Annotated in this window: 20 protein-coding genes; 10 read left to right on the forward strand and 10 right to left on the reverse strand. The window is 54.2% G+C overall.

The window, feature by feature from the left end:
• Positions 1 to 120 precede the first annotated feature (120 nt).
• Positions 121 to 1,233: a type 2 isopentenyl-diphosphate Delta-isomerase gene (gene fni / locus HMPREF9412_RS24685; protein ID WP_009594504.1), complete on the reverse strand. Its 1,113-nt coding sequence runs from the start codon at positions 1,231 to 1,233 to the stop codon at positions 121 to 123.
• A gap of 414 nt (positions 1,234 to 1,647) precedes the next feature.
• Between fni and HMPREF9412_RS24690 the strand changes: the two genes are divergently transcribed.
• The gene (locus HMPREF9412_RS24690) at positions 1,648 to 3,087 is read left to right on the forward strand and encodes a phospholipase D family protein (RefSeq protein ID WP_050802857.1); all 1,440 of its coding nucleotides are present in this window, start codon (positions 1,648 to 1,650) and stop codon (positions 3,085 to 3,087) included.
• A 69-nt stretch (positions 3,088 to 3,156) separates the two neighbouring features.
• On the opposite strand, the gene cls is transcribed toward HMPREF9412_RS24690, so the two are convergent.
• The gene (gene cls / locus HMPREF9412_RS24695) at positions 3,157 to 4,659 is read right to left on the reverse strand and encodes a cardiolipin synthase (protein ID WP_009594550.1); all 1,503 of its coding nucleotides are present in this window, start codon (positions 4,657 to 4,659) and stop codon (positions 3,157 to 3,159) included.
• Between the two features lie 200 nt (positions 4,660 to 4,859).
• On the opposite strand from cls, the gene HMPREF9412_RS24700 reads away from it, so the two are divergent.
• From HMPREF9412_RS24700 to HMPREF9412_RS24720, 5 genes are all read left to right on the forward strand, one after another.
• On the forward strand, positions 4,860 to 5,456 hold the full coding sequence (locus HMPREF9412_RS24700) for a TetR/AcrR family transcriptional regulator (RefSeq protein WP_009594503.1): 597 nt from the start codon (positions 4,860 to 4,862) through the stop codon (positions 5,454 to 5,456).
• A 97-nt stretch (positions 5,457 to 5,553) separates the two neighbouring features.
• A complete protein-coding gene (locus HMPREF9412_RS24705) occupies positions 5,554 to 5,895 on the forward strand; it encodes a DMT family transporter (protein WP_009594491.1) in 342 nt (113 codons plus the stop codon).
• Positions 5,895 to 6,209 (forward strand): DMT family transporter, encoded by a 315-nt coding sequence (locus HMPREF9412_RS24710; RefSeq protein ID WP_009594524.1) that lies wholly within the window; start codon positions 5,895 to 5,897, stop codon positions 6,207 to 6,209. Before HMPREF9412_RS24705 ends, HMPREF9412_RS24710 begins: the two co-directional genes overlap by 1 nt.
• A 152-nt stretch (positions 6,210 to 6,361) precedes the next feature.
• Positions 6,362 to 7,315 (forward strand): TetR/AcrR family transcriptional regulator, encoded by a 954-nt coding sequence (locus HMPREF9412_RS24715; RefSeq protein ID WP_009594494.1) that lies wholly within the window; start codon positions 6,362 to 6,364, stop codon positions 7,313 to 7,315.
• Between the two features lie 27 nt (positions 7,316 to 7,342).
• Positions 7,343 to 10,522: an efflux RND transporter permease subunit gene (locus HMPREF9412_RS24720; protein ID WP_009594501.1), complete on the forward strand. Its 3,180-nt coding sequence runs from the start codon at positions 7,343 to 7,345 to the stop codon at positions 10,520 to 10,522.
• Between the two features lie 84 nt (positions 10,523 to 10,606).
• Here HMPREF9412_RS24720 and HMPREF9412_RS24725 read toward each other — a convergent pair whose 3' ends face one another.
• Entirely contained in the window at positions 10,607 to 11,284 is a 678-nt protein-coding gene (locus HMPREF9412_RS24725; RefSeq protein WP_009594478.1) for a TorD/DmsD family molecular chaperone, read from the reverse strand.
• Positions 11,285 to 11,627: 343 nt separating this feature from the next.
• On the opposite strand from HMPREF9412_RS24725, the gene moaA reads away from it, so the two are divergent.
• On the forward strand, positions 11,628 to 12,632 hold the full coding sequence (gene moaA, locus HMPREF9412_RS24730) for a GTP 3',8-cyclase MoaA (RefSeq protein WP_009594498.1): 1,005 nt from the start codon (positions 11,628 to 11,630) through the stop codon (positions 12,630 to 12,632).
• Positions 12,633 to 12,757: 125 nt separating this feature from the next.
• Here moaA and mobA read toward each other — a convergent pair whose 3' ends face one another.
• On the reverse strand, positions 12,758 to 13,402 hold the full coding sequence (gene mobA / locus HMPREF9412_RS24735) for a molybdenum cofactor guanylyltransferase (RefSeq protein WP_009594460.1): 645 nt from the start codon (positions 13,400 to 13,402) through the stop codon (positions 12,758 to 12,760).
• 188 nt (positions 13,403 to 13,590) lie between these two features.
• Between mobA and HMPREF9412_RS24740 the strand changes: the two genes are divergently transcribed.
• Positions 13,591 to 14,826, forward strand: coding sequence for an MFS transporter (locus tag HMPREF9412_RS24740; protein WP_036673498.1), 1,236 nt, complete (start codon positions 13,591 to 13,593; stop codon positions 14,824 to 14,826).
• A gap of 164 nt (positions 14,827 to 14,990) precedes the next feature.
• On the opposite strand, the gene HMPREF9412_RS24745 is transcribed toward HMPREF9412_RS24740, so the two are convergent.
• Positions 14,991 to 16,709 carry a glutamine--tRNA ligase/YqeY domain fusion protein gene (locus HMPREF9412_RS24745; protein WP_009594511.1) on the reverse strand — a complete coding sequence of 573 codons (1,719 nt, stop codon included), beginning with the start codon at positions 16,707 to 16,709 and terminating at the stop codon, positions 14,991 to 14,993.
• 276 nt (positions 16,710 to 16,985) lie between these two features.
• Between HMPREF9412_RS24745 and HMPREF9412_RS24750 the strand changes: the two genes are divergently transcribed.
• Together HMPREF9412_RS24750 and HMPREF9412_RS24755 are read left to right on the forward strand one after the other, a co-directional pair.
• The gene (locus HMPREF9412_RS24750; RefSeq protein WP_009594520.1) at positions 16,986 to 17,240 is read left to right on the forward strand and encodes a DUF2164 domain-containing protein; all 255 of its coding nucleotides are present in this window, start codon (positions 16,986 to 16,988) and stop codon (positions 17,238 to 17,240) included.
• A gap of 48 nt (positions 17,241 to 17,288) precedes the next feature.
• On the forward strand, positions 17,289 to 17,837 hold the full coding sequence (locus HMPREF9412_RS24755; protein WP_009594522.1) for a GNAT family N-acetyltransferase: 549 nt from the start codon (positions 17,289 to 17,291) through the stop codon (positions 17,835 to 17,837).
• Positions 17,838 to 17,993: 156 nt separating this feature from the next.
• Here HMPREF9412_RS24755 and HMPREF9412_RS24760 read toward each other — a convergent pair whose 3' ends face one another.
• From HMPREF9412_RS24760 to HMPREF9412_RS24780, 5 genes are all read right to left on the reverse strand, one after another.
• Positions 17,994 to 18,653, reverse strand: a complete 660-nt coding sequence (locus tag HMPREF9412_RS24760; RefSeq protein WP_009594483.1) for an MOSC domain-containing protein — start codon at positions 18,651 to 18,653, stop codon at positions 17,994 to 17,996.
• Positions 18,654 to 18,881: 228 nt separating this feature from the next.
• Entirely contained in the window at positions 18,882 to 19,379 is a 498-nt protein-coding gene (locus HMPREF9412_RS24765; RefSeq protein WP_009594544.1) for a GNAT family N-acetyltransferase, read from the reverse strand.
• An 82-nt stretch (positions 19,380 to 19,461) separates the two neighbouring features.
• Positions 19,462 to 22,839, reverse strand: coding sequence for a GH36-type glycosyl hydrolase domain-containing protein (locus HMPREF9412_RS24770; RefSeq protein WP_009594527.1), 3,378 nt, complete (start codon positions 22,837 to 22,839; stop codon positions 19,462 to 19,464).
• A gap of 41 nt (positions 22,840 to 22,880) precedes the next feature.
• On the reverse strand, positions 22,881 to 25,046 hold the full coding sequence (gene bglX, locus HMPREF9412_RS24775) for a beta-glucosidase BglX (RefSeq protein WP_009594496.1): 2,166 nt from the start codon (positions 25,044 to 25,046) through the stop codon (positions 22,881 to 22,883).
• Positions 25,047 to 25,244: 198 nt separating this feature from the next.
• Positions 25,245 to 26,006 carry an alpha/beta hydrolase gene (locus tag HMPREF9412_RS24780; RefSeq protein ID WP_009594464.1) on the reverse strand — a complete coding sequence of 254 codons (762 nt, stop codon included), beginning with the start codon at positions 26,004 to 26,006 and terminating at the stop codon, positions 25,245 to 25,247.
• Positions 26,007 to 26,011: the final 5 nt, after the last annotated feature.

Genomic DNA, 26,011 nt, shown 5'->3' on the forward strand with positions numbered 1-26,011 from the left:
TTCGCCGAAGCCCCTATCACCAGCTAAACAATCTTATTAATTATAGCAGATACCCCATAGACTTCAACACGAATATACTGCCATCGCGAATTCCCGTTCTGCGGTGTTCTGCGCGCCGTTTCAGGCACGAATCAGCCGCTTGGTGGACTTCAGGGCCTCGATATTCCCCGCGCCGATGCCGAACATGGCCGTTCGCAGCTCCAGCTCTACCTGGGCAAGCCGCTGATCGAGCGCTTCAACCGAATCGACCGCCGAGCCCAGGAGTCCGCGGCCGAAGCCTGCCAGATCGGCGCCCAGAGCAAGCGCTTTGGCCGCATCGACGCCGCTTTGCAGCCCGCCGCTTCCGATCAGCGCACAGTCCGGCGCGGCTTCGCGCACCTCCGCGATGCAGTCCGCGGTAGGATTGCCCCACCCGGCAAAAGCCTCGGCCGCGGCGCGGCGAACCGGATCCGGGCTGCGGAATTTCTCGACCTGGCTCCACGAGGTGCCGCCCGCACCGGCCACATCGATGAACGCCGCCCCGACGTCCAGCAAAGTCCGCGCCGTTTCACCGTCGATTCCCCAGCCCACTTCTTTAATCCCGACCGGTATCGAAAGCGTGCGGCACAAATCCTCGATACGCCCCAGCAGACGGCCGAACCGGGTGTTCCCTTCCGGCTGAAACACCTCTTGCAGCCCGTTTAGATGGAGAACCAGCATATCCGCACCCGCGATATCCACCGCCCGCTGACAATCGTCAAGGCCAAAGCCATAGTTCAGCTGCACCGCTCCTAGGTTGGCGATCACCGGCACGCTCGGCGCGCTCTCGCGCACGCGGAATGTCGATGCAAGCTCCTCCTTCTCCACCGCAGCCCGCACGGAGCCGACACCAAGCGCCCAGCCGCGCCGTTCCGCCGCTTCCGCAAGACGCATATTGATCTCTCCGGTGGCCTTGCTTCCACCGGTCATGGAGCTGATCAAAAATGGCGTGCGTACGGAAAAATCAAGAAACGTCGTGTCCAGCTTAATCTCTCCAAAGTCGATCTCCGGCAGTGCGGCGTGACGAAAACGGTAACGTTCAAAGCCGGTGGTTACCCCCACGGAGCCCACTTCTTCGTCCAGACATAATCGAACATGCTCGATCTTCCGCTCGCCGGTGGGCACTTCCGGCATCAGTCTGCCCCCAAATCTTCCTGATCCTCCGCCTGAAACGGTTGCAGGTTTGCCCGCAGTCTGTTCATGTTCTGAGTTCATTCCGTGCCTCCTTATCCGATTCACTCATCCTTAATAAAGCCGTATCTAAAGCATATCATTGACGTCGCAGGTTGTCCCAGCTGCATGATATGTACATCCTTTGACAATTTTAATACCGATGTTCTCACGATCTCACGTATGTTCGAAACCCAGCAACCTTCCCAAATAGCATTCTGCCCCGGCTTCCCGGGATCATCCCCAAACGCGGTGCTTGCCGAATTGCAATAACTGGAGTGCGTCAGGGCAGCACTTTCATGTTAATTAACGTTATACGACCTACGAATAGAAAAGATAGGAGGATGGGTGATCTTGGACTTCCGCCATTTGTTCCTTAACCGCAATTCAACTAAACCACTTGTACCGGGTCCAGGCACGCAGCCCCTGCCAGAAAACCCTCATGCCAAAAGCTCACGAATGCGAAAAACAATATTCATGGGTCTTGTCCTTCTCATGCTATGGCTTATCGGCGTAATGATCTATCAGACTCATAAACCTCTTCCGAATGGAATCTCCTATGAAAGTCCAGTCTACCAGAGCGACGTGAGGATGTGGATCGACCTGACCTATCCCGGACCGGACGGCCAGCCTGTCCACGATCAAGAAATCGGACCGCGCATCGGCCAAATTATCGACGAATCGCGAAAATTCCTGGTGATCGATATGTTTCTGTTCAACGGATATGCCCATAAGGACCAAACATTCCCGAAAGTCAGCGAAGAGCTTGCCCGTCGCCTGGTTACCCATAAGAAGAACCATCCCGATATGGATATATTCTTTATCACCGACGAAGTGAATACCGGGTACGGCTCCTATACGCCGCCGGAGCTCGAGTCCATGAAGGCAGCAGGCATTCATGTGATTGTAACCGATGTCGACCGGCTGCGGGACTCCACGCCCGCTTATTCCGCCGTATGGCGCACGTTCATTCAGTGGTTCGGCCAGTCCGGCAAAGGCACGCTCCCCAATCTGATGGCAACCGAAGCACCCGATATCACCGTTCGCTCCTATCTGAAGCTGCTGAATGTGAAAGCCAATCACCGCAAAGTCGTGATCAGCGAGAACACCGCGCTGGTGACTTCGGCCAACATGCACGACGCCAGCGCCTTCCACTCGAACATCGCCTTCGAAACGAGCGGGGACATCATCGGCGATATGCTTGCGGCGGAGCAAGCCGCCGTTAACCTTACAAGCCCGATCAAGCTGCCGGAATACGAGCCCGGCTCCAAGCCGGCGGTGCAGCCTTCGGGTCAACCCAACGGCGTCGATGTTCGTTATTTGACGGAAGGAAAAATCTATAAATATGTGCTGGAGGGCATTGAGCAGTCGCAGCCCGGGGACACGCTTTGGATGGGGATGTTCTACCTGGCCGACAGTAAAGTCATGGAACGGCTTCTGCAAGCCTCGGACCGAGGCGTTGATATCCGTCTCATTCTGGATCCGAACCAGAACGCCTTCGGCCGGGACAAAATCGGCATCCCCAACCGTCCGGCTGCAGCCGAGCTCATCCAGAAATCCCAAGGAAAAATATCCATTCGCTGGTACAACACCGGCACCGAACAGTACCATACCAAGCTCATGTACATTGCCAAACCGACAGGCAAATCGATTATTACCGGCGGGTCGACCAATTTCACCCAGCGGAATCTGGACGATCTGAATTTGGAGAACAATCTGTGGATCGCTGCCCCTCAGAATCATCCGCTCACCCGGGATTTGGACCGTTACTTTCATCGGATATGGTTCAACGAAGATGCCCAGTTCAGTCTGGACGTCGAAGCTTACTTGGGAAAAACCACATGGATGAAGGACATCCTGTTTAAATTGCAAAAAAGCTTGGGTTTCACTACCTTTTAAAATTCTTACAAAGCTAGATGGAACGAACGGGCTTAGGGATATGGCCGGTCCCGGCTTCTTCCGCTGCGTTTACAACAGGGGGGACATCAGCCGGGCAGCGGATTCAAGCAGCCGTGTCATGATTCTCTTTTTGCGGGTATGATGGCGGTCGTACACGATGGCGGATTCCAGGTCATGCTCGAAATCGGATACCAGCTTGCTTACGCTGTCCGTGTGTACGAGCAATGCATTGACTTCAAAATTAAGATGGAAGCTCCGCATGTCCATATTGGCCGTGCCGATGGTGGCCACCTCGCCGTCGACGATCAGCAGCTTGGAGTGCATGAACCCTTTTTCGTATTCATAGACCCTTACCCCAACATCCAGCAGGGCCGGGAAATAGGAATGGGACGCGAGGAAGGGCAGCCACTTGTCCGGCTTTGACGGAAAAAGAATACGCACGTCAAGACCCGATAAGGCGGCAACCCTAAGCGCGGTAAGAATGTCCTCATCCGGTATAAAATAAGGCGTAGCCAGCCACACCGACTTACGAGCCGACACAATCATGGAGAAAAAAATGTTCTTGAGGGCTCTCCGTTCATTATCCGGACCGCTTGCGATAATCTGTACGGCGCCGCTGCGGTTCTCCAGCAAATCCGGGGAGTAATAGATCGGCTCGTTCGGCTGCTCCCCCGTCATGTACTGCCAATCCTGCAAAAATACAACCTGAAGCGTACGGACAGCTTCCCCCCGGACAAGCATATGGGTGTCGCGCCAGAAACCGAATGCTTTGCTGCGGCTTAAATACTCGTCACCCACATTCAAGCCGCCAACGAACCCGACGCTGCCGTCGATCACGACGATTTTGCGATGATTGCGGTAATTCACGCGGCTCGTGAAGAAGATCGTCTTGGGACTGCCGAACACGGCCACCTGCACGCCCGCATCCCGCATCTCCTGCAGGAAGGAAGGCGGAAGCTGCAGGCTGCCGACGGCGTCTACCATAAATCGCACGGCAATCCCTTGCCTCGCCTTCCGTATCAAAATTTCCTGGATCTGCGTTCCGATCGCATCCGGGCGGTAAATGTAATATTCCATATGAATATGGTGCGCCGCTTGCTCCAGCTCCGCAATCAATGCCGCAAAGGTCTCTTCCCCATCGGTCAGCACCTTCGTGTCGCTTGAGAACGATATCGGCGTGCGCGCAAGCCGGGTGGACAGCTGTAGCAGCTGCTGCACTTCCGGCTTGAAGCAGGAGACGTCTGGGGTGTTCTTGCGCAGGACCTCGCTGGTGTATACCAGGCCGTCCTTCCTCGCTTTTTTATCGTATTTTCTCCGTTTGAAATAGTTCTGTCCGAACAAAAAATAAAAAACGAGCCCGACGATGGGGACAAGCGCCAGCAGCAGGATCCAGGCCATTGTGCTGGAAGGATGGCGATTCTCCATAAAAATCATGAATCCGATGGATACGACGGTCAGCGTAGAGAATATCCCGATAACCGTGCCTGTCATCTTCCCGAAATAATGCATGCCAAAATAATAAAACGCGAACAATAGCGCGGTGATCAGTACAGCCTCTATTCCCTTTCTCATATCGGTTTACCCCTTGTTCTTCATCGTTTCTGTCTTTGTATGCACGATGCTGGTCACACCATATTCTACATGATCTCCCCCAGGAACTAAAGACTGTTCTCCTTGGGCCGGCAAGGGCTCAATGCACCAAAAAAAAGATTGACAATGCTGACGCCATTTGTTAGAAATATAACTAACGATCGTTAGTTAGGGGGAATTTTATGAGTGCCGCCGACATTAAACAGTCTGCTCTTGCCCACTTTGCCAAAAACGGTTACGAAGGGGCATCGCTAAAACATATCGCCGACGATTGCGGTATCAAGAAACCGTCGATATACGCCCATTTTTCGAGTAAGAAGGATTTGTTTCTGCAAGTGCTCCAGGACGTATTCCATCGTCAGGAGGAAATGATGGTAGCCTATTTCCTTGACCATTCCGATTGGCCCCTGGAGCAGCAGCTGCACGGATTTCTTGAGAATCGTCTCCAAGCTTACCAAATGGATGACGAGGTCCAGTTCTTCATGCGGATGGCCTTCTTCCCGCCTAGCACGCTGTATGACGAAGTGATGGCGATGGTGTATCCGCTGCTGGATCAACAGGAGCAGAACCTGTCGAAGCTGCTTGCCGCGGGCTGCCCGGAGCAGGGTCGCATCATCCGTCATCCGCGCAATGCGGCGATAGCCTTTATGACCTTGGTGGACGGAATCCATCTGGAAACCGTATACGGCGGGGAAGAGCGGGCCTTGAGACGCCTTGCAGCTGCTTGGCCTGTGTATTGGTTAGGGGTAACGAAGCAAAGATATAACCACAAGAGTTAAATCCTGATGGAATGACGCATCATAAGCAGGAAGTTAAAGTGGAAAGAATTTGTAATGTAAGGTTACCGTTCTTTTCATAAAAGGAGTGACAAACATAATGAATCGCAACTGGGGTTATGTGCTGCTGGCTGGATTGGTTGAAATCATATGGGTGATGGGGTTGAAGCATTCCGCCAACATCTGGGAATGGCTTGGAACCTTGGCCGCCATCGCAGCGAGCTTCTATCTTATTATCGAGGCGGCCAAACGGCTTCCGGTCGGAACCGTATATGCCGTCTTTACGGGAATCGGTACCGCCGGGACGGTCGCGTCCGAGATGCTGTTCTTCGGAGAGCCGTTCAAACTGGTCAAGGTGCTTCTGATCTGCGTGCTGCTTGCCGGCGTCATCGGCCTTAAGCTTGTTACGGCTGATCACGCCGAACCGGAGGTGAATAAATAATGGCTTGGATTGCGCTTATATTTGCCGGATTATTCGAAATCGGCGGCGTCATCGGCATCAAAGGCGTGTCGGATCGCAAAGGCTGGCGTTATGTACTGATTTTGGCCTTATCCTTCGCCGCCAGCTTCTCCCTCCTCTCCTACGCCATGACCGAGCTGCCCATGGGGACCGCTTATGCGATCTGGACGGGTATCGGAACGGCCGGCGGGGCCTTGACCGGCATGTTTCTGTTCGGGGAGCCCAAGGAATGGCGGAGAGTGCTGTTTATCGCCATGATCCTGTGTTCGGCCGTGGGCCTGAAATTGATCAGCTAATTTTTTTTTAAGAAAAATCGCAAGTTTTCAGAACCTAATGAAAAGGACGACCGTAGTAAAGTTGAAACGGTCGTTCTTTTTCATATATAATATTTCTTGACCTCATGGTCAATCCAAGAACCGATAAGTTCTCAAGCGAGGTGAGCTATTGATTGGCTGATAAAACGGCAGAAAAACGACAGCAAATTCTCATCACTGCGATGCAGCTGTTTTCCGCGAAGGGCTCTTCGGTTACCTCCATGCAGGAAATCGCCGAAGTATGCGGGATGTCGAAAGGCAGCCTCTATCTTCATTTCAAGTCCAAAGAGGAACTGGAAAAGAGCATTTACGAGCATATCGCAGGCCGGATTAAAGACGAGATTCTCCGGGTCGACCACGATCCGCTGCTTGCGCCAAAGGAACAGCTGCGTAAGCAGACGGAAGTGTTACTGATCCATTTTCTGGAGATCCGGGAATTTCTCCTGAAGCAGTTCCATGATCAGATGCCGGGAAAACCGCCTTTTGACAAGGAAAATATGCGGCAGGAGATGCTCGCTGCATTGCAGTGGTTTAACAATAAGCTTAAAACCATTTATGGACCGGACGTAGAGCCTTATACGATGGAGATTGGCATGTTCTTGGCCAGCATGCTGGGTTCGTATATCCGCTTTCTGTTCATGCCGGGATTTCATTTGAATGTGGGGATCACGGCAGATCACCAGATCCAGCTGCTCGATGATATCGTCGCCAGCATTCTTCGCAGACGGCCGGAGCCGCTGATCCCGATGGAGGCGATTGGCCAACTGGGACAATTATGCCAGACGGACGTTCGCAAACAGCGCCATCCGCTGATCGTCATTAAGGCAATGAAAAGCGAGCTGAAGAAGAGTCAGGCCGAGCCGGAGGATCGGGAGGATGCAATGGAGTCCCTCAATATTATGGAGAAAGAGCTGCTTGGCCTCCAGCCCAGCCGGGCCGTTCTGAAAGGAATGCTTGCTAACTTGGAGGGGATCGAGGAAATCGAAGCATTGTATACCGAGCTCAAAGGCACCATTTCGACTGTGCTTGAAAGCTATCTTACGCCCGGCGGCATGATGCAGGGGAATTCGTTCAAATTAGAGACATAGAGTTTGGAGAGGAGAGAGAATCGCCTAATGAAAGGAATTATCAATTTCTCGCTGCGCAACAAGTTTGCGATCTGGCTGCTGACCATCATCGTCAGCTTCGGTGGATTGTACGGCGGACTGACGATGAAGCAAGAAACCATTCCGGATATTAACGTTCCGTTCTTGAGTGTCACCGCCATTTATCCTGGTGCATCTCCCGAAGGCGTTGTGGAGGATGTAACCAAACCGCTCGAGACGAGACTCCGCAATATCGACGGCGTCAAAACCGTAACCTCCACTTCCATGGAGAATGCAGCGAATGTCATGGTTGAGTTTGATTATGGTAGTGATCTGGACAACGCTACGGCGGCTGTTCGCGAAGCCATCAACGAGGTAAAGCTGCCTGACGACGCCCAGAAACCTACCATATCCAAATTCAGCATGAGCTCCATGCCGGTTGTCTCGTTAAGCATTGCTAACAAGGACAACATGGAATTGGATGAATTGACTCGCATCACCGAGAATGACATCGTTCCCGAGCTGGAGGATTTGGACGGGGTTGCTTCCATCCAGGTAGCTGGTCAATTCGTGAATGAGGTACAACTTAAGTTTAACCAGGACAAAATGAGCGAGCTTGGCCTGACCGAGGATACCGTCAAAGGTATCGTGCAAGGTTCGGCGCTGTACGCTCCGCTCGGCATGTTCGAGATGGAAAAGTCCCAAAAAGCCGTTGCCGTTGATGGCGGCATCATCGGCATCGACGATCTGAAGAATATCGCCATTCCGGTCATTCCAGGTGGCGGCGGGGCGGATGCGTCTGCCGGCGCCGGTGCTCCGAATGCCGGTGCAGGCCAGCAGCAACAGCCGCCTGGCGATGCTGCAGGGGCCGGTGCTGGTGGACAAAATGGCGCTCCTGGTATGCCAACCGGCATTCCAACCGTCAAACTGAGCGAGATTGCCAACATTGAAGTGATCGGCTCCTCGGAATCCATCTCCCGTACCAACGGGAAGGAATCGATCGGTATTCAAATCGTAAAAGCAAACGATGCCAACACGGTTGACGTCGTAAACCAGGTCAAAGACAAGGCCGAAGAATTGAGAGGCCTGTATCCTGGCATGGATCTGACGATCATGCTGGACCAAGGCAAGCCGATTGAGGACTCAGTCCATACGATGCTTTCCAAGGCATTATTCGGTGCGTTGTTCGCCGTTCTGATCATTATGGTCTTCCTGCGCAACATCCGTTCGACGATTATTTCGATCATTTCGATCCCGCTGTCCTTGCTGATTGCGGTTCTGTGCCTGAAGCAAATGGATATCACCCTGAACATGATGTCGCTCGGCGCCATGACCGTTGCCATCGGCCGGGTTGTCGATGACTCCATCGTGGTTATCGAGAATATTTACCGGCGCATGTCCCTTTCGACCGAGAAATTGAAGGGCCGAGAGCTCATCAGCGCCGCTACGCGCGAAATGTTTGTGCCGATCATGTCCTCCACCATCGTGACCATCGCGGTATTCCTGCCGCTTACATTGGTCAGCGGCATGGTAGGAGAGCTGTTCATGCCGTTTGCATTGACGATGGTCTTTGCCCTGCTTGCTTCCCTGGTCGTGGCGATTACGCTCGTACCTGCCATGGCGCACAGCCTGTTCCGCAAAGGCTTGAAGAACACACATGATCATGAAGAGAAGCCGGGTGCCATGGCCCGCGGCTATCGCTCCATTTTGAAGTGGACCTTGAATCACAAAGCGATTACCTTCCTGGCAGCCATCGTGCTGCTCGTTGGAAGCTTGTTCTTGACCAAGTACCTGGGCGTAAGCTTTATTCCGGAACAGGAAGACAAATACGCGATGGTCACCTATTCACCTGAGCCTGGCGTAATGCTGGGGGATGTTGAGGATCGAGCCTTAAAAGCCGAGAAGCTGATCCTGGATCAACCAGGCGTGCAATCGATGCAATACTCCATCGGCGGAAGCAATCCGCTGGGCATGGGCTCCGCCAATTCAGGATTGTTCTACGTTATGTATGATCCGGACACGAAAAACTTCGAAGATGTCAAAAAGACGCTCATCGAAGATCTTGCCAAGGAAGTGCCGGACGGCACTTGGTCCAATATGGACATGGCAGCCGGCGGCTTTGGCGGCAGCCAGCTGACGGTGAACGTCTTCGGCGACTCGCTGGAGCAGATCAAGCCGGTGGCCGATCAAATCGCAGAGCTTGCGAACAAGGATACCGCGACGTTTGAAAATGCGGAAACCAGCTTGTCCGAAGCGTTTGAGCAGTACACGCTGGTAGCCGATCAAGAGAAGCTCAGCTCACTGGGCCTGACGGCCGGACAGTTGGCCATGAAGCTGGCCCCGGTACGGGAACGTCCGGTCTTGACCGAAGTCAAGATCGAAGACAAAACCTACAATGTTTACATTGAAGCGGACAGCAAAACCTATAAGAGCATTAAGGAAATCGAGAACGAAACCGTGACCTCTCCGCTTGGCATCGAAGTACCGATCAAGGATGTGGCCAAGGTGGAAAAAGGAACCACTCCGGATTCCATTACGCGCATCGACGGTAAAATGGTTGTGAGTGTCACAGCCGACATCCTGTCCAGCGACGTAGGCTCGGCTTCGACCAACCTGGAGGCCGAAGTGAACAAGCTTGAGCTTCCAGACGGCGTGTCCGTCCAATTCGGAGGCGTTACCGAGCAAATTAACGAAACCTTCGGACAGCTCGGGCTCGCCATGCTGGCGGCCATCGCTATCGTATACTTTGTACTCGTGGTTACGTTTGGCGGGGGACTCGCTCCATTCGCCATCCTGTTCTCGCTGCCGTTCATTGTCATCGGCGCTATCATAGGCCTGCTCGTCACGGGCGAAACACTGAACGTGTCTGCACTGATGGGCGTGCTCATGCTGATCGGTATCGTTGTGACGAACGCGATCGTGTTGATCGACCGCGTGATCCATATGGAACGCGAAGGAATGAGCACTCGCGAAGCACTGCTCGAAGCCGGCGCTACCCGACTTCGTCCGATTCTGATGACGGCACTGGCAACCATCGGCGCGCTCCTGCCTCTCGTATTCGGCTGGGAGAGCAGCGCAGGCATTATCTCGAAAGGACTCGGCATCACGGTTATCGGCGGCTTGATCAGTTCCACGCTGCTGACGCTCGTGGTTGTACCGATCGTATACGAGTTCCTGATGAAGTTCAGCAAAAAAAGAATCGAGGATTAATTAGAACACCAAACGCCCCGGCCTTCCTAATACAAGGAGGCCGGGGCGTTGTTTGTGTTTGGTGATGATGATATGATTCTGGCGCTAATGCACCAGCATGGCTTCCTTGGAATGCTTCCAGGTCTTCAGCATGTTCAGATCCTGCGCGAGGAATTCCTCCAACAGGCTGAATAACGACCGGTATAGCGGGCTTTGCGTGGACCCCTTCAGATCCTTGCAGAGGGATGGCACCCATGACAACAGATGCTCCTCCAGAAATTTCTCTTGTACCTCCATTAATTGCAACATGCTATCTTCACAATACGTATTGTTCAGCATACGGTCATGAAGCAGCGTCATAAATTCCAGTTCAATGGCTATATGATCGTCCGCTTCGCCATGCAGTTTATTAAAGGCAACACCGGCGGATGCATAACACTCGGCCAAATCCTGAGCGCATCCATCCTTCGTATAATGGGATTCCGCGGCCTGGCGAGGTTTGGACTGCTGAAGCAGCCGACGGTATTCCGCCCCCTCATATTCGCAAATCCGAACCAATTCCTCAGGCGAGCGTCCGCATAAATATTTCATCAGGTCCGTACCGGCCTTCGAACACTCCGCAGCCTTGCTAATTCCGCTCCCGCGGCTCCATTCCGCAATCATAGACAAGCTGGGCCAATTGCCCAAAAAATCAATCAGCAGCTCGTAGACCGTCCCCCGGTTTTCAAGCCACCTGTGACAGACGTCAGGCACCTCCAAAGTTTGAACAGGTGATATCGCCATATCGAACCTCCTATTGGTAACCTTTCTTGTTGGATGTGATATCCTTGACAGTATATCTTAGATGAACGTCTAATGAAAGCAGTTTGAAATGATTTCCGAAAATTTCGGAAAAATCAGGAAAATTTCGGAAATCTAGAATGTCACTACTCGCTTTCAAGGGGAGAAAGCTTTGGTCCACAGGTTCAATATACAGGATTTAGAAAGCGTTTTCTGTGATACTTCTCACAAATCCTTGAACTTATCCGTGCGGCTTGTCCGGCTGACATGACCCTTACAACGCATTGACTCCTGTTCGGGGAATGGCTACAATGTGACCATGCACGCTAGTAAAAGGGGGATTTCCATGATCGAACCGCTTAAAGATTCCTTCGGTCGTGTCCATGATTATATTCGAATCTCGGTGACGGATCGGTGCAATCTTCGTTGTGTATATTGTATGCCGGAAGAAGGGATGGAATTCCAACCTCACGATCAGATAATGAGCTATGAAGAGATCGCCGCGATCATGCGCGTTCTGGCCCCCATGGGCGTCTCCAAAGTACGCCTTACCGGCGGCGAGCCGCTTGTGCGCAAGGATCTGGAAACCTTGGTCCATAAGATTGCTTCCATTGAAGGAGTTCAAGATATATCCCTCACCACCAACGGGATCATGCTCCCATCCAAGGCCCGCCTGCTGAAGGAAGCGGGACTCACCCGCATCAACATCAGCCTGGATTCGCTCCAGGAAGAGCGTTACGCTCGCATCACGCGCGGCGGCCGGGTGCATAAAGTGCTGGAAGGCATTGAAGCCGCTTATGAAGCCGGCCTGAATCCGATCAAGCTGAACATGGTGTTAATGAAGGGCTTCAATGAGGACGAGATTCGCGACTTTATCGCCCTGACGCTTGATCGTCCCCTTCATGTCCGCTTTATTGAATACATGCCGATCGGCCAAGCATCCGATACCTGGCGGGATTCGTACCTGCCGCTGACCCGGGTATCCGAAGTGTGCCAAGAGGCCGGCTGGGCCATTCAAGAAGAGCAGGGCCCTTCCGGCAACGGTCCTTCGCGCAATATGAAGGTGGTTGGAGCAACGGGAACGTTCGGTTTGATCCATCCGGTCAGCGATCATTTCTGCGATTCCTGCAACCGGCTCAGGCTGACGGCCGACGGCCATATCAAGGCCTGCCTGTATTGGTCGGACGAATTTAACGTGCGCCGCGTCATCGATGACCCTTCGGCGGTGGCGAACCTGTTCCGCAAAGCGCTCGGCGCCAAGCCGCTGAATCATGAAATGGCGCTCGCGCTGGAGAAAAAGGCCCAAAGCCATACTCCTACAGTCCGGCGCATGTCGCAGATCGGCGGATGAGCTTCTGCTCCGCGCATGAGAGCAGAAGCAGCATAACCAAAGCAAACTGCCTTTTATATACTAGAAAGCCCCGCCAAGTATTCGAATGGCGGGGCTATTTTTATAGTATGCGTGCAGGGGATCGATCATTCTTCCGTATTCAGCAGACCGCCTGCGGCCTCGTAATCCACGGGCGTATTCATGTTAAATAAGATTCGGCGCGGATCAAGGCTAGTCACCTCCGCTAATTCCTCCTCATTCGCAAAGACGGCATTCAGCTCCTGCACCCACTCCACCATGCGGAGCTGCCCCCGGATCAGCCTGCGCTCAAGGCTTTCCGCGACCTCTCTGCGATACGCTGCCAGCAGCGGATGCATCCTACCTTCCACGACCGGGATTATAGCATCGGCCGTGTCCTGCATATTCGCCAGATCCAGCAGTCCCTGAAGAAACCGCTCGTGGATGTAAGGCATATCGCAAGCTGCGACCAGATTCCATGTGCTCCGGGAAGACCTCAGGGCGGCGTGGAGGCCCGCCATCGGACCTTGTCCGACATAAAGATCGGGGACGCATTCCAAGCCGAGGAATTGATAAGGTCCCGGGTCATTGGTAGACAGGATCACCCGTCCGCTGACTTTGTCCAGCGCGTGGACCGTCCGTTCAATCAGACTCATCCCCTCCATGGGCAGCAGCGCCTTGTTTCTCCCCATTCTCCGGGAGGCTCCTCCAGCAAGGGCGATGCCCGTCACTTGACCCGATGGCAGACGAACATCTTGGGATTGAATGCTCATATGCTCCACCAGCCTTTCTTCAAGTTATAAAAAATCGGATTCAGTTTATAGGTTAATATCCAGAATAATGGAAAATCATTTAAAAGATGGTTTGTATCCCTTTTCAATGCGTGATACATTGAAAGGAAAGCGGTTTTTTTCTTATACCGCGATTATGGATTGTATTCGGTTTGAAAGGAATGACCTACTTGCGGAATATGGACAATGCTCAACCTTCGCTGACATCGCTCAAGCTGTTCAACTTCTTCATTTACGGAACCATGGTCATCTTCACCGGTTTCTTCCAGTTGTATTTGCAAGATATCGGCATGAGCAAAATCGAAATCGGCAGCCTGATGGCGATTGCGCCATTTGTGTCCATCTTCGCCAATCCGTTTTGGGGATTCTGGAGTGACCGGGCGGCCAACATCAAACGCGTGCTGCTGATCATGATGACCGGTACGCTGCTGCTGGTTCAGCTTGTTTTTCAGGCGAATACCTATGCAATGATATACATGACGATGATTTTCTTTTATTTTTTCCAGACGCCGATGTTCTCGCAGACGAATTCGCTGATTCTGACCTATATTGATGGAACCCAGCAAAAGTTCGGCTCGTTCCGGCTGTGGGGCTCGCTCGGATGGGCGCTGACGGCCATCGCTGCCGGGCCTGTCATCGACCGGCTCGGGTCGGGACGCATCGCCATCGTGTTCTCGATCATGCTGCTGGTGGCGGCCGTGTTCATGTTTACGCTGCCCTCCATTCAGAAAACGGCGGCCTCGGCATCGGTCAGCCTCAGGGGACTCAGCAGGCTGTTCCTGAACTCCTATTTTGTCTGGTTCATCCTGTTAGGCATCATGGTATCCATCCCGAACACGGCGAATAATACTTTTATGTCCCTGTACATTCTGGAGCTTGGCGGGTCCAAGCAGACGGTCGGCCTCGCCATCTTCTTCTCATCGATATTCGAAGTGCTGATCTTCATTCTGTTTGACCGCTTCCTGAAGCGGAAAATCAACGTCCTGGTCGGCTGCCTGACGATTGTCAGCCTGCTCTTCGCGCTCCGCTGGCTGCTTATGGCCGAAGCCAACAGCCCGCTGGAGGTCGCCTTCATCCAGCTGCTGCACTGCGTTACCTTCGGCGGCTACTTCTATGTCGGCGTTCAGCTGACGATGCTGTTTGTTCCGACGCCGTACCGCGCCTCCGGCCAAGCGATCTATACCTTAAGCTGGAGCGGCATATCCGGTGTCATCGGCGGCCTTGCCGGCGGCTGGATGTTCCAGAACTTCGGGGCGCAGGCCATGTACCGGACCGGTACGATGCTCGCCATCGTGGGTGCCATCGGCTTTGGCTGGATGTGGTACAACCTCCGCAAGCACGGATACCAGCCGCTGCACCCGGACGACCCCGAAGACGACGAGATCGAGGAGTACGCTGCGAGTTAGCGCGCAGTTAGCTCCCGTACGATTTCAATTACAAGATGATATCACCGTAAATATAACAAGACTCGAATGAATCCTGGAACGGAATCTTCGAGTCTTGTTTACGTTTAGGGGCCAGGTCGACCTGATCACCGTCTACCCGTGCCCTTTCTTATTCTCTGTCTTGTTCAGTTCTTCGGAAGCTGGAACGAGCTCTTCAGGGAAACCACGCGGTTAAATACCGGACGTCCTGGCTGCGAATACTTCGAGTCGACGTTGAAATATCCGTGGCGGAAGAACTGGAACTTGTCCTGCGGCGCAACATCCTTCATATTCGGCTCCACGAAGCCTTGCACGATTTGCAGCGAATTCGGATTGATGTCGTCCAAGAAGGACTTCTCGGCAGCAGCCTCCTCCGCTTCGCCTGCAACCTCGGGTACCAATTCCGCTTCTTCGTCTTCGTCCTTGAACAGCGGCTCGAACAGACGGAATTCGGCAGGCACGGCCTGCGTAGCCTCCACCCAGTGAATCGTCCCTTTCACCTTGCGTCCGGTAAAGCCGCTGCCGCTCTTCGTCTCCGGATCGTACGTGCAGTGAATCTCGACGACCTTGCCGTTCTCGTCTTTGATCACGTCAGTGCACTTGATGAAATATGCATGCTTCAACCGGACCTCATTGCCCGGGAACAAGCGGAAATATTTGCTCGGCGGATCTTCCATGAAATCCTCTTGCTCGATGTAAATCTCGCGCGAGAACGGAATCTGGCGGATTCCCATCTCCGGGTTCTCCGTGTTGTTCTCGGCGTCCAGCCATTCGACCTGACCTTCAGGATAGTTCGTAATGACCACTTTCAACGGGTCCAGCACGGCCATCGTGCGAGGCGCCTTCAGCTTCAGGTCTTCACGGATAAAGTGCTCCATCACTTGGCGGTCGACCGTGCCGTAAGCCTTCGAGATTCCCGTCTCGAACACGAAATTGCGAATGGCTTCCGGCGTATAGCCCAGACGGCGAAGTCCGGAGATCGTCGGCATGCGCGGATCGTCCCAGCCGTCTACGATGTTCTCATCCACAAGCTGCTTCAGCTTGCGTTTGCTGGTGACCGTCTGCGCCACGTTCAGACGCCCGAATTCGTACTGACGCGGCGTGCTGTCCATCTCGCATTCCGCCACGACCCAGTCATAGAACGGGCGCTGATCTTCAAACTCCAGGGAGCACAGGGAATGCGTAACCCCTTCAATGGCATCCTCCAGCGGATGGGCAAAAGCATACATCGGATAGATGCACCACTTGTCGCCTGTATTGTGATGATGCGCGTGGGAGATCCGGTAGATGACCGGATCCCTCAGATTGATATTCGGGGAAGCCATATCGATCTTGGCGCGCAGCACGCGTTCACCGTTGGCGAATTCCCCTTTGCGCATCCGCTCGAACAGATCCAGGTTCTCTTCCACGCTGCGGTCCCGGTATGGACTGTTCTGTCCAGGTTCGGTCAAGGTTCCGCGCGTTTCGCGGATTTGGTCAGCGGACTGGTCGTCCACGTAAGCCTTCCCTTTCTTAATCAGCAGCACCGCGCGGTTGTACATCTCTTCAAAATAATCGGACGCGAACCGCAGCTCTTCCCAATCGAAGCCAAGCCACTTCACGTCTTCCTTGATGGAGTTCACGTACTCGATGTCTTCCTTCACTGGGTTCGTGTCATCAAACCGCAAGTGTGTCCGTCCGCCGAATTCATCGGCCAGCGTAAAATTGATCCAAATGGCCTTGGCATGTCCAATATGCAGGTAACCGTTCGGCTCCGGCGGGAAACGGGTAACGATCTCCTTGACTTTACCGGTCTTCAGGTCTTCGGTAATAACATTCTTTATGAAATTGGAGGGGGTGCCCCGATGGTTCTCCACGTTGATCAACCTTTCGTCCTGTAATTTCTGTCTATCTCCTGTATAAACGTGTTTCTCTTAAATATACCTGTAATGAGGCGATTGTTCAAGGAATTCGGCACTCCCGCGCAGTTAGCCAGCGACTTGGGACAGGGGGGCCGGGAGGCAATAACTACAAGTCCTCAACCTGCTTGCAGAGGTTCCTCCCTTAGCCGGATATAGCGGCAAAAATCATTTTGACGGGGGCTTTTTAATAGGGTAGCATGGAGAGAAAAACAGTGTTTGAAGGAGGCCGGCCATCATCTTATGAAGCCCAGCAAATTCCCAAAAGAACAGCGCGAACAGCTGATTGAATTGGTGCAGGAATACTTTGAAACGGAACGCGGCGAAACCCTCGGAAATCTGGCCGCAGAGAGTGTTCTTGATTTTTTCGTGGAGACCTTGGGGCCTCATCTATACAACCAAGCGCTCAGCGATTGCAGAACGGTTGTCAGCCAGCGCATGATTTCCCTGGAAGAAGATATTTACGCATTGGAGCAAAAAGTGAAGCGAACTCGTTAGAGGTACATATACTTAATACTTCGCGATGGAGAACAAAGGAGATACCGTATGTTTGGATACACATTGGACGATCATGTTGAATTGCGCCCGCTTGCCATCGAACATGCACGGGCGATGTTCGAGATTACCGACCGGTCGCGCGACCGTCTCCGCAAGTGGCTTCCGTGGGTGGATGCCGTCACCGAGGTTAACGATACCCTCAACTATATCAAGGGTGCCATGAAGCAAGCAGCCGACAATGGCGGCTTCTCGGCAGGCATCTGGGTGCGCGAGGAGCTGGCGGGCACGATCTCGTTTCACGAGATCGATTGGAACAACCGCTCGGTCGGCATCGGCTACTGGCTGGATCAGCATTTTACGGGGCAAGGCCTGATGACAAGCGCATGCCGCGCGTTCACGGATCACGCGCTGATGCGCATGGGCCTGAACCGGGTGGAGATTCGATGCGCAACGGCTAACCATCGGAGCCGGGCGATTCCGGAACGTCTGGGCTTTGTCCTTGAGGGAGTCATACGGGAAGCTGAGAAGCTGCCCCAAGGCTATGTCAACCATGCGGTCTACGGCATGATTCAGAGCGAATGGAAGCGGATGAGGTAGCGCATACGGTTCCATTCGCCGGTACTGGCAATTTCTATCATCCCAATAAAAACGGCTTGTATCCTACGATAAGGACGCAAGCCGTTTTGGTTGTCCGTATGTGTTCTAGAACGCGGGCTGACCTTAGCTTAGAGCTTGGCAAGAATCCGCGTGACTTCAATCCTGACGGCTTCGAAGGGTCGCCAGCCATGTCCCGAATTGCGACTTCAAGCTTGAGGCGAGTTCGTCGATCTCCAGCATGCGCATAAGCCCTTGTTCATCCTTTCGCCCGTCCTTCATCATGCGAAGCACTTCCAGCACCGCGATGCCGGAAGCATGGGAATCAAGCCGGGTAACGGGGGAGTCTGCGCTGACCTTTCCTTCTTCGAGCACACGGAAATAAAAACCGCTGTAACCCGTGTTCAGCACCCTTGCCGGCATGTCTTTGACGCCATGCTTTTGCGACAGCTTAAAGCAGGGATATCGGGGCTGGCTGACCTGCAGTACCGCCTCCCCTACCCGGTATACATCTCCGATGCGGACTTCATCCTCCAGCAGCCCTCGCAGCGTCAGATTTTCGCCGAATGCGGCATACGGCATCGGTTTGCCCAAGGACCGTTCCCAATACGGATAATGCTCCGAAGGATACGCGCACACCGCCTTATCCAAGCCGCCGTGATTGACGAGATCGGCTTGCCCGTCCCCTTCGAAATTCAATGAACTTAGAAACAAGGAGCCTTCCACAGGCTGCTTATAAATTCCGGTAGACAGGTCCTTCCCCTGGTAATCCACCGTTACAGGCTTTCCCACATTCAGCGATACAATGCCCATGGTCATGGAAAAACAACCTCCGCTATCTTTCTTTTCATCTACTATATGCAATCGGGTATGCCCTTGTCCAGAAGCCGTTTCAGTGGGAGGACCCCAAAAACAAAAAGGCCAACCAGAAGTCTCTGGTTGACCTAATCATACGAACAGCCCGGCAAAGCCGCCCGGACTGTTCAACCCTATGATCTCATCTCTTTCGCATCCGTGAACCGGACCAGGGCGATATCCTGAGGGGGATCATGATAAGAAGTAACACATTAAAATATCATCAACGTAACGTCCATCCACGTAGAACTCCCGGATCAGCCGCCCCTCTTCCTTAAACCCGCAGTTTCTGTAAAAGGAGAGAGCGCCCGGGTTGCTGGACAGCACCCGCAGCCTCAGCTTCGCAATGCCTTCCACCCGCGCCATATCCTTCGCCGCCTCGATCAACCGCTGTCCGATGCCCTGCCGCTGATGGGCAGGGTGGACCGCGATGTTCAGCTCGAGCACATGGCGATTGCTGTTAAGACCTGTGGGCGAACGGAAGCCGACGTAACCGCACAGCTCCCCTTCATGCAGCGCAACAAGCTGCGTGCCTGGCGGGCACTGCAGAAGATAATGGTCCCGTGAGCTCCATTTCAGGGGCTCCGGGGCCGTATTGCGATCCCATACCAGTTCGTCGAGTTCCATAAGCGCAGCGGCATCCTTCATTTCCGAGAAACGGATGGTCACTGTCTCTTGACGGGTATTCATCGACATCCCTCGCTTCGATAACCATTCCCTATATTATAACAGACCGGTTCGGTTCCTGCAGACGAGTTTCACGGGTTGCGATTTACTGTTCATGAACGCCGCCGTAAATATCCACGACGCAGCCTTGTTCGTCATTTCCGGTCAACCGCTTGAAATCGTCGCCCGAGATGCGAACGCCTCCCGTGCGGTAGCGGTTCTGGACCGTATTCGCGGATACATCCTGCCCGTTTATCGTGACACGGGTCTGCTCAGCGCCATCCATATGATAAACGAATGTTACCGGAACGCCGGCATAGTTGAATTGGAACTCCAAGCCATCCAGCGCCTTCGGCAGAACCGGGTCGATCACCAGGTCGCCTCCCGCTTCGCGGATGCCGAGCGCATTGGAGATCAGCTGGTTCATGTAGATCCCCGGACCGCTGGAATAAATCCGCCATCCCCCTTTGACAGGTATGTCTCCGCTGCGCAGCGCATCAAACGATTCCTGGGCTTCGTAGCGCGTGTTGAACTTTCCGTCCGAGCTGCTGAAATATGCATTGCTCTGGCGCAGCTCCGCATTCGGCACCACTTCAGTGATGCCGATCGGATTGATGCGCTCAAGCCCGCTCCAAACCTCGCTGCTCTTGCCGAGCTTGGCCATGGCTTCGACAAAGCGGATATGGGCATGCACATATTGAAGGCCAACCTCCCGGCCGAAATTCGCCGCCTGCTCCGCCCGTTTAAAGTGGGTGCTGACGCCGCCGGCATATACCGCCGGGCGGTTCATCAGCCTTACGCCGTCCGGACAGAACAGCTGCTCCCGGATAATCTCATAATGGCTGGCCGCCTGCTCCGGGGTCAGCAGCTCGCTGATCATGCTGCGCGTCATTGGCAGCAGGCGGTACTGGATCCCCGTTTCCTCATCGGAAGGATGCAGCAGGAACCTGCTCTGCTCCTTGCTCTCCATATAGACAAAGCCCGGAATGACTTCGGAGTTCAGGATATACGTATTGAAATCCCGCTGAATTCCTTCCGCGAGTTCCCCCATCGCACCCGACAACGCTTGATCCACGCTTTCCATGACGCGGGAGAACTGGTTCAAGGTCTGATACGTCAAGGCGACCGTCCAGCTGCTGACCATGAACTGCTTCAGCTGGGCGTTAGCCGGCTGCAGCGTATCGTCCCAGTCCCCGTCCCCATAAGAAGACAGATGGGTACCATGTAGGAAATGCTCCTGAATGTAGGCTATTTGCTTCTTCACATGTTCAAGCACGGTGTACATCCGCTCCGTAAAATCGAAGCTGTGCTTTCTCGTGTAAGGAACGGCCGACTCCAGGATGCTGTAATCGTTGGTAACGGCCAAATAATCGCCCAGCACCTTCAGCGGCCATACGATGATGTCGCCGTGGCTCTCTTCCTGCTGGATATGGGCATACTTATCAAACATGAACCACTGCGGCCAGTTTCCGTCATCCTCATATTGGTGGGAATACACCTCAAGCAGGATATCGCGGACCTGCTCGTATTTATGCGTGGCCATGAAGTATTCCACGGGTCCCTGGCATACATCGCGCGTTCCCCACGCCGCACCGCCGTACTGTTCCAACCCGTGCGGCACCGAATAATGGACGAGCATGTTGTGCGTATACCACCAGGCAAGCGCATTGACTTTGAATAGGCCGTCATCCTGCCCGTTGTTCAAGCTCAGATGGAACCCGTTCATAACGGACGCGTAAAACGAACGGTAGTTTGCAATCTCCTCATCCGCATTCCGCGCCTCGATTGGAGTATCCGCTGCATCAAGGCTGCCCTGCACCGTCATGGCCCACTCGGCACTCTCGGCGAGCTCGAGCACCGTTAAGGAAGCGCTCCCCGGCGCGACATTGCTTGCCAGACAGGTTTCGTCCGTCACCTGCATTTCGGCTCCCGTCACCCCAAGCCGATAATGCAGATCCTTGTACACGGACGCGCTCAGCGAAGCCGAATCGGCACGGAACGTGAGGATGCCGTCTTCCTGAACCACATGATAAGGCACTTCATATTCGTTGACATCCATCGTCATCTGCATGGTCACCAGATAACGGTAGGCTCTTCCGCTTTCCGAACAGACCTGAAGCGTAACCTCCGGCGCCGCGGCGGATGTGAAGTTCGTGATGATCAGCTTGTCGTTTTCGGTTTTGTAATACCAGCGTACATAGTTAAACCCGATCTCAAACATTGACGGCATCGTCAAGAGGCGGTACTGTCCGTCCATCTCGACATAGATCCGCTGCCCGGAAGTCTTGGGCACGTTCAGCGCGTTCCGCGCATGACTCATCATTTTGTTAAAGTTCGTGTTCCCCGTCACCAGCTGGGAATTAAACACGCCATACATGTAGGAGGTGGTCGTGATGACCGGACTGCCCAGCTTGACGTTGTTGCCGCTCATCAAGATATGGCCGTGCGGACGTTCAACGCGAAGCTCCTTCTCCTTCAAGACGATATGCTCATAGGTGTCCGTGAAGAAGGAAAGCAGCGTTTCCCCGTCTCGCTCCTCTTGGCGGCGCACAGGATACAGCGCGTTCAGTTCGTCCGCCGTCAGCGGCACGGTCTGCAGAGGTTCGCCGAAGCGGTCGGAACGTTCCAACTGCGGCAGCTTATTGCCCGTATCGGTCAAACGGCGTGCTTCCGCCTGCTGCCAGGCGGCCTGGAGCTCTTCCTGGTATTCGAGCGCAGTGACGGCATCCGGATGATCCTTCTTAAACAAACCGTAGAATACGAACCGGGCCGTCCCGTTCAACGTTACGCGAGGGGACTGCAGAGCCGTATAGGCAAACTCGTATTGATATACCTTATTCGGGAGGTTCTCTTTGAATAAGGCCTCTGCCCGATTCGTCTCTTTATAGGAAAGACCGAAGAACTGAAAGCCGTCCGTGGCATACCCGACCGCCGATGTCAGCGATCCCTGCTGAAGATAAGGGAAGACGCCACCCTGCGGCTGATTTTGGCGGGAGCACACGACATAACCCCGATCTTCCTGCCGGAATACCGCATGGTCGATGTATTGGGACAGGTACGCTTCATTGTTTCGGACGGCGCCCGGATGGGCAATCCCGATATCCTGCCCGTAAACGACGTCGGCTTGTATTCCTTCCCCTTGGAGCTCGATGTCCCAAAACCACGCGCCGGCATCCGTTGGGGTAAACCGTATCGTATAGGCTACTCCCTTGACGCTGCCTTCCCACATCATCCGGTTATCCGCATGAGTGACCACGCTTCGGGAATGCACCCCGAGCATGGGAACGGCCTCGATGCCGTCTTCGGTATGGATTCTCAGAAACAAATTGTTGAGGGCGCCGTCAATCGGATTGGAGAGCAGTTGATTGATCATCGTCGTGCCGTAAGCAGCTTGATAAAGATCTCCGCTTGGCAAAAAGGTAAACGTCAATTCTCCCGCCTGGAGTACAACTTTCGCATCGTTCATTACATGATTGGCTGTCACAAGTTTCACTTCCTATTCTGCATAAATGATGTTGGTCCGCGTTATTTCCGAAGCCGAAATCGTCTGATCTCCGTATCCCGGCTATTCCTTCCGACCATGAGGTCGAACTCGCCGGCATCGCTCATGAAGGACAGGTCCGAATGGTGATACCGCAGCTGTTCTTCGGTCAGGGAAAAGGCGATTTCCTGCCGTTCTCCCGGCTGCAGCAGCACCTTGCGGAAGGCCTTCAGTTCCCGGACCGGTCTGACGACCTCGCCGGAACAGTCGCGGACGTACAGCTGGACGACTTCTTCCCCGGCCATATCGCCGGCATTCGTGACAGATACTTTGATCTCAAGCGGCTGTTCCGAAGACATCTCTTCCGCTGAAAGCTCCATGTTTCCGTATTCGAATTCGGTATAGCTTAGGCCGAATCCAAAGGGCAGCAGCGGCTCATTCGGAATGTCCAAATACTGCGATACATAGCGCACCTGCGCATCCGGCGCACCCTTCGGCCGCCCGGTATTATAATGGTTGTAATAGACCGGCACCTGTCCGACGGAATAAGGGAACGACATGCTGAGACGGCCGGAAGGATTGATCTCGCCAGTCAGCAGCGAAGCGATGGCCGCCCCGCCTTCGCTTCCCGGGAACCAGGCTTCCAGCACGGCATCGGCCTCATCCAGCACGCCGTGCAAATCCAGCGGGCGGCCGTTGAACAAGACGGCTGCCATCGGCTTCCCCAGCGTTTTCAAATGGCGGATCAATTCGAGCTGCGGCTGCGGCAGCGTGATAAACCCGCGGCTGCCGGCTTCGCCGCTCATCTCGGAATCCTCGCCCAGCGCCAGTACGATCACATCGGCTTCCTTCGCGGTTTTCATCGCCTCTTCCAGCTGCTGACCGGTCATAGCGCTCACGCTGCAGCCCGCGGCCACCGTCAGCGCACCGGAAGGCAGCTTGGACCGCAGTCCCTCCTCCAGCGTGACGGCATCTTCTTTAGAGCCTGTCCAGGACCAGGGGCCGAGTATGTCGCCGCTGGCAGCGAACGGGCCGATCAAGGCTACGCGCTGCCCGCCTCTGAGCGGCAGCAGGGAGTCGTTCTTCAGGAGCACGCAGGATTTCGCCGCGGCTTCACGGGCCGCCTGACGGTGCTCCTCGCAGAACACGATCTCCCGTTCGGTTTGCGGGTCGGCTCCCCGCACAGGACGCTCGAACAGTCCAAGCCGCTTTTTCAATGACAGAATACGCAGCACCGCTTCATCGATCAGGCTCTCATCCACCCGTCCATCGCGTACCATTTGCGGCAAATGATGCACGTAGCTGGAGGTCATCATCTCGATGTCCACGCCAGCCTCGATGGCTCTTAACGCTGCTTCTGCCTCGTCCTCGGCAACTCCGTGAGGGATCAGCTCTTTGACCGCTCCCCAGTCGGAAATCAACACACCGTCAAATCCCCATTCGCGACGCAGCAAATCGCGCATCAATCGCTTATTGCCTGTAGCCGGTATGCCATCGACGGTATTAAAGGCGGTCATGACCATCAAGGCCCCCTCATCCAGCGCGGCCTTGTACGCAGGCAAGTAATACTCCCGCAGCTGGCGCTCGGACATGTCCACCGTGTTGTAATCACGGCCGCCTTCACCGGCTCCATAGGCGGCAAAGTGCTTCACGCACGCGGCCAGCCGATTTACGTCGCCGCTCAAGTCGTCGCCTTGAAAACCTCTGACAAACGCTCTTGCAAATTCACTGTTCAGATAGGGATCTTCCCCGGTCGACTCCATCACGCGACCCCAGCGCGGATCGCGCACAAGGTCCACCATCGGCGCAAATGTCACGTGGAGGCCGGATACCGCGGCTTCGCGCGCGGCGATTTCTGCGCTCCGCTCCGCAAGGACAGGGTCCCACGAGCTTCCCATGGCCAGCGGCACCGGGAAGATCGTTTTGAAGCCGTGTACGATATCGGCCATCATGAGCAGCGGAATTTTTAATCGATTTTTGCGCATATGCGCTTCTTGGACGGCTATCACTTCCTCCGCCCCCGCCAAACCCAGCACCGAGCCTGCATTGCTTACGATCTCATCGGTGATGCCCAGCGACTCCATCGGACCCGTAATTTGCCCTGATTCTTGAGCTCCTTCGAAAAAAGGGACGGCCAGTTGTATAAGCTGCGCAATTTTTTCCTCCAGCGTCATCTGCTCGACCAGAGAAGTCAGTTGTTGATCTGCCATTTCCCATCCTCCTATGTCTTAACCTTCACGATCCAGTCAATTCGAAACGTTTTGATTTTTGTCCAAGCCATGAAATATATTCATAAAACCTTATATTTAATAGGATTTTTTACCTATACATCCATTGTTTAAGAAGTGAGAAAATCAGCCCGTTTCTGCGCCATAATCGAAACGTTTCAATAAAAACGGACGAAAAAATCAGGGCAGTGGCAGCCAATCCAGCACACGCTGAATTTTACGGTCCCAATATCCCCATTCATGTCCGCCCGGCTCTTCCTCGTATGTCATCGGAATCCCCAGACTGTCCGCATATCGTCTAAACGTTTGGTTATCATGATATAAAAAGTCTTCCGTTCCGCAGCACTGATACAGCATCGGTTTGTTACCCCCATATGCCGCGAATTCCGAGGCTAAATACAGCAAGTCGTCCCGGCTTCCCCGCAATCGGTCGACGCTTCCGAACAAGGTACGGATTTCGTGCTCCTGGAAGCCCGGTCCCGCAGCCCGGCTGGCGAGATCCAGCCCTCCCGACAGGCTTGCGCCGGCCGCATAACGCTCCGGATCACTCATGGCCAGCTTAAATGCGCCATACCCGCCCATGGAAATTCCGGCGACAAAGGTATCTTCCCTGCGTCCGGACACCGGAAAGAACGACTGAACCAGCCGCGGAAGCTCCTCGCTCAGGAAGGTAAAGTAAGACGGGCCGCTCGCCATGTCCATATAATAGCTTCGTCCGACTCCCGGCATCACGAGTGCGATGCCTTTATCCTCGGCGTACCGCTCGATGGACGATCTGCGCATCCATTCGGTCTGGTCCGCGCCCCGGCCGTGAAGCAAATAAAGCACCGGCAGCTTCGAAGAAGAACCGTATGGCATCAGCGCGGCTTGCGGTATAAAAACCTCGATGCCGGTAGACAGCTGCAGTGTTTCGGAATAAAAATCACACGTGATCCATGCCAAGTTCC

The sequence above is a fragment of the Paenibacillus sp. HGF5 genome (assembly GCF_000204455.1).
Lineage (GTDB): Bacteria > Bacillota > Bacilli > Paenibacillales > Paenibacillaceae > Paenibacillus_AQ > Paenibacillus_AQ lautus_A.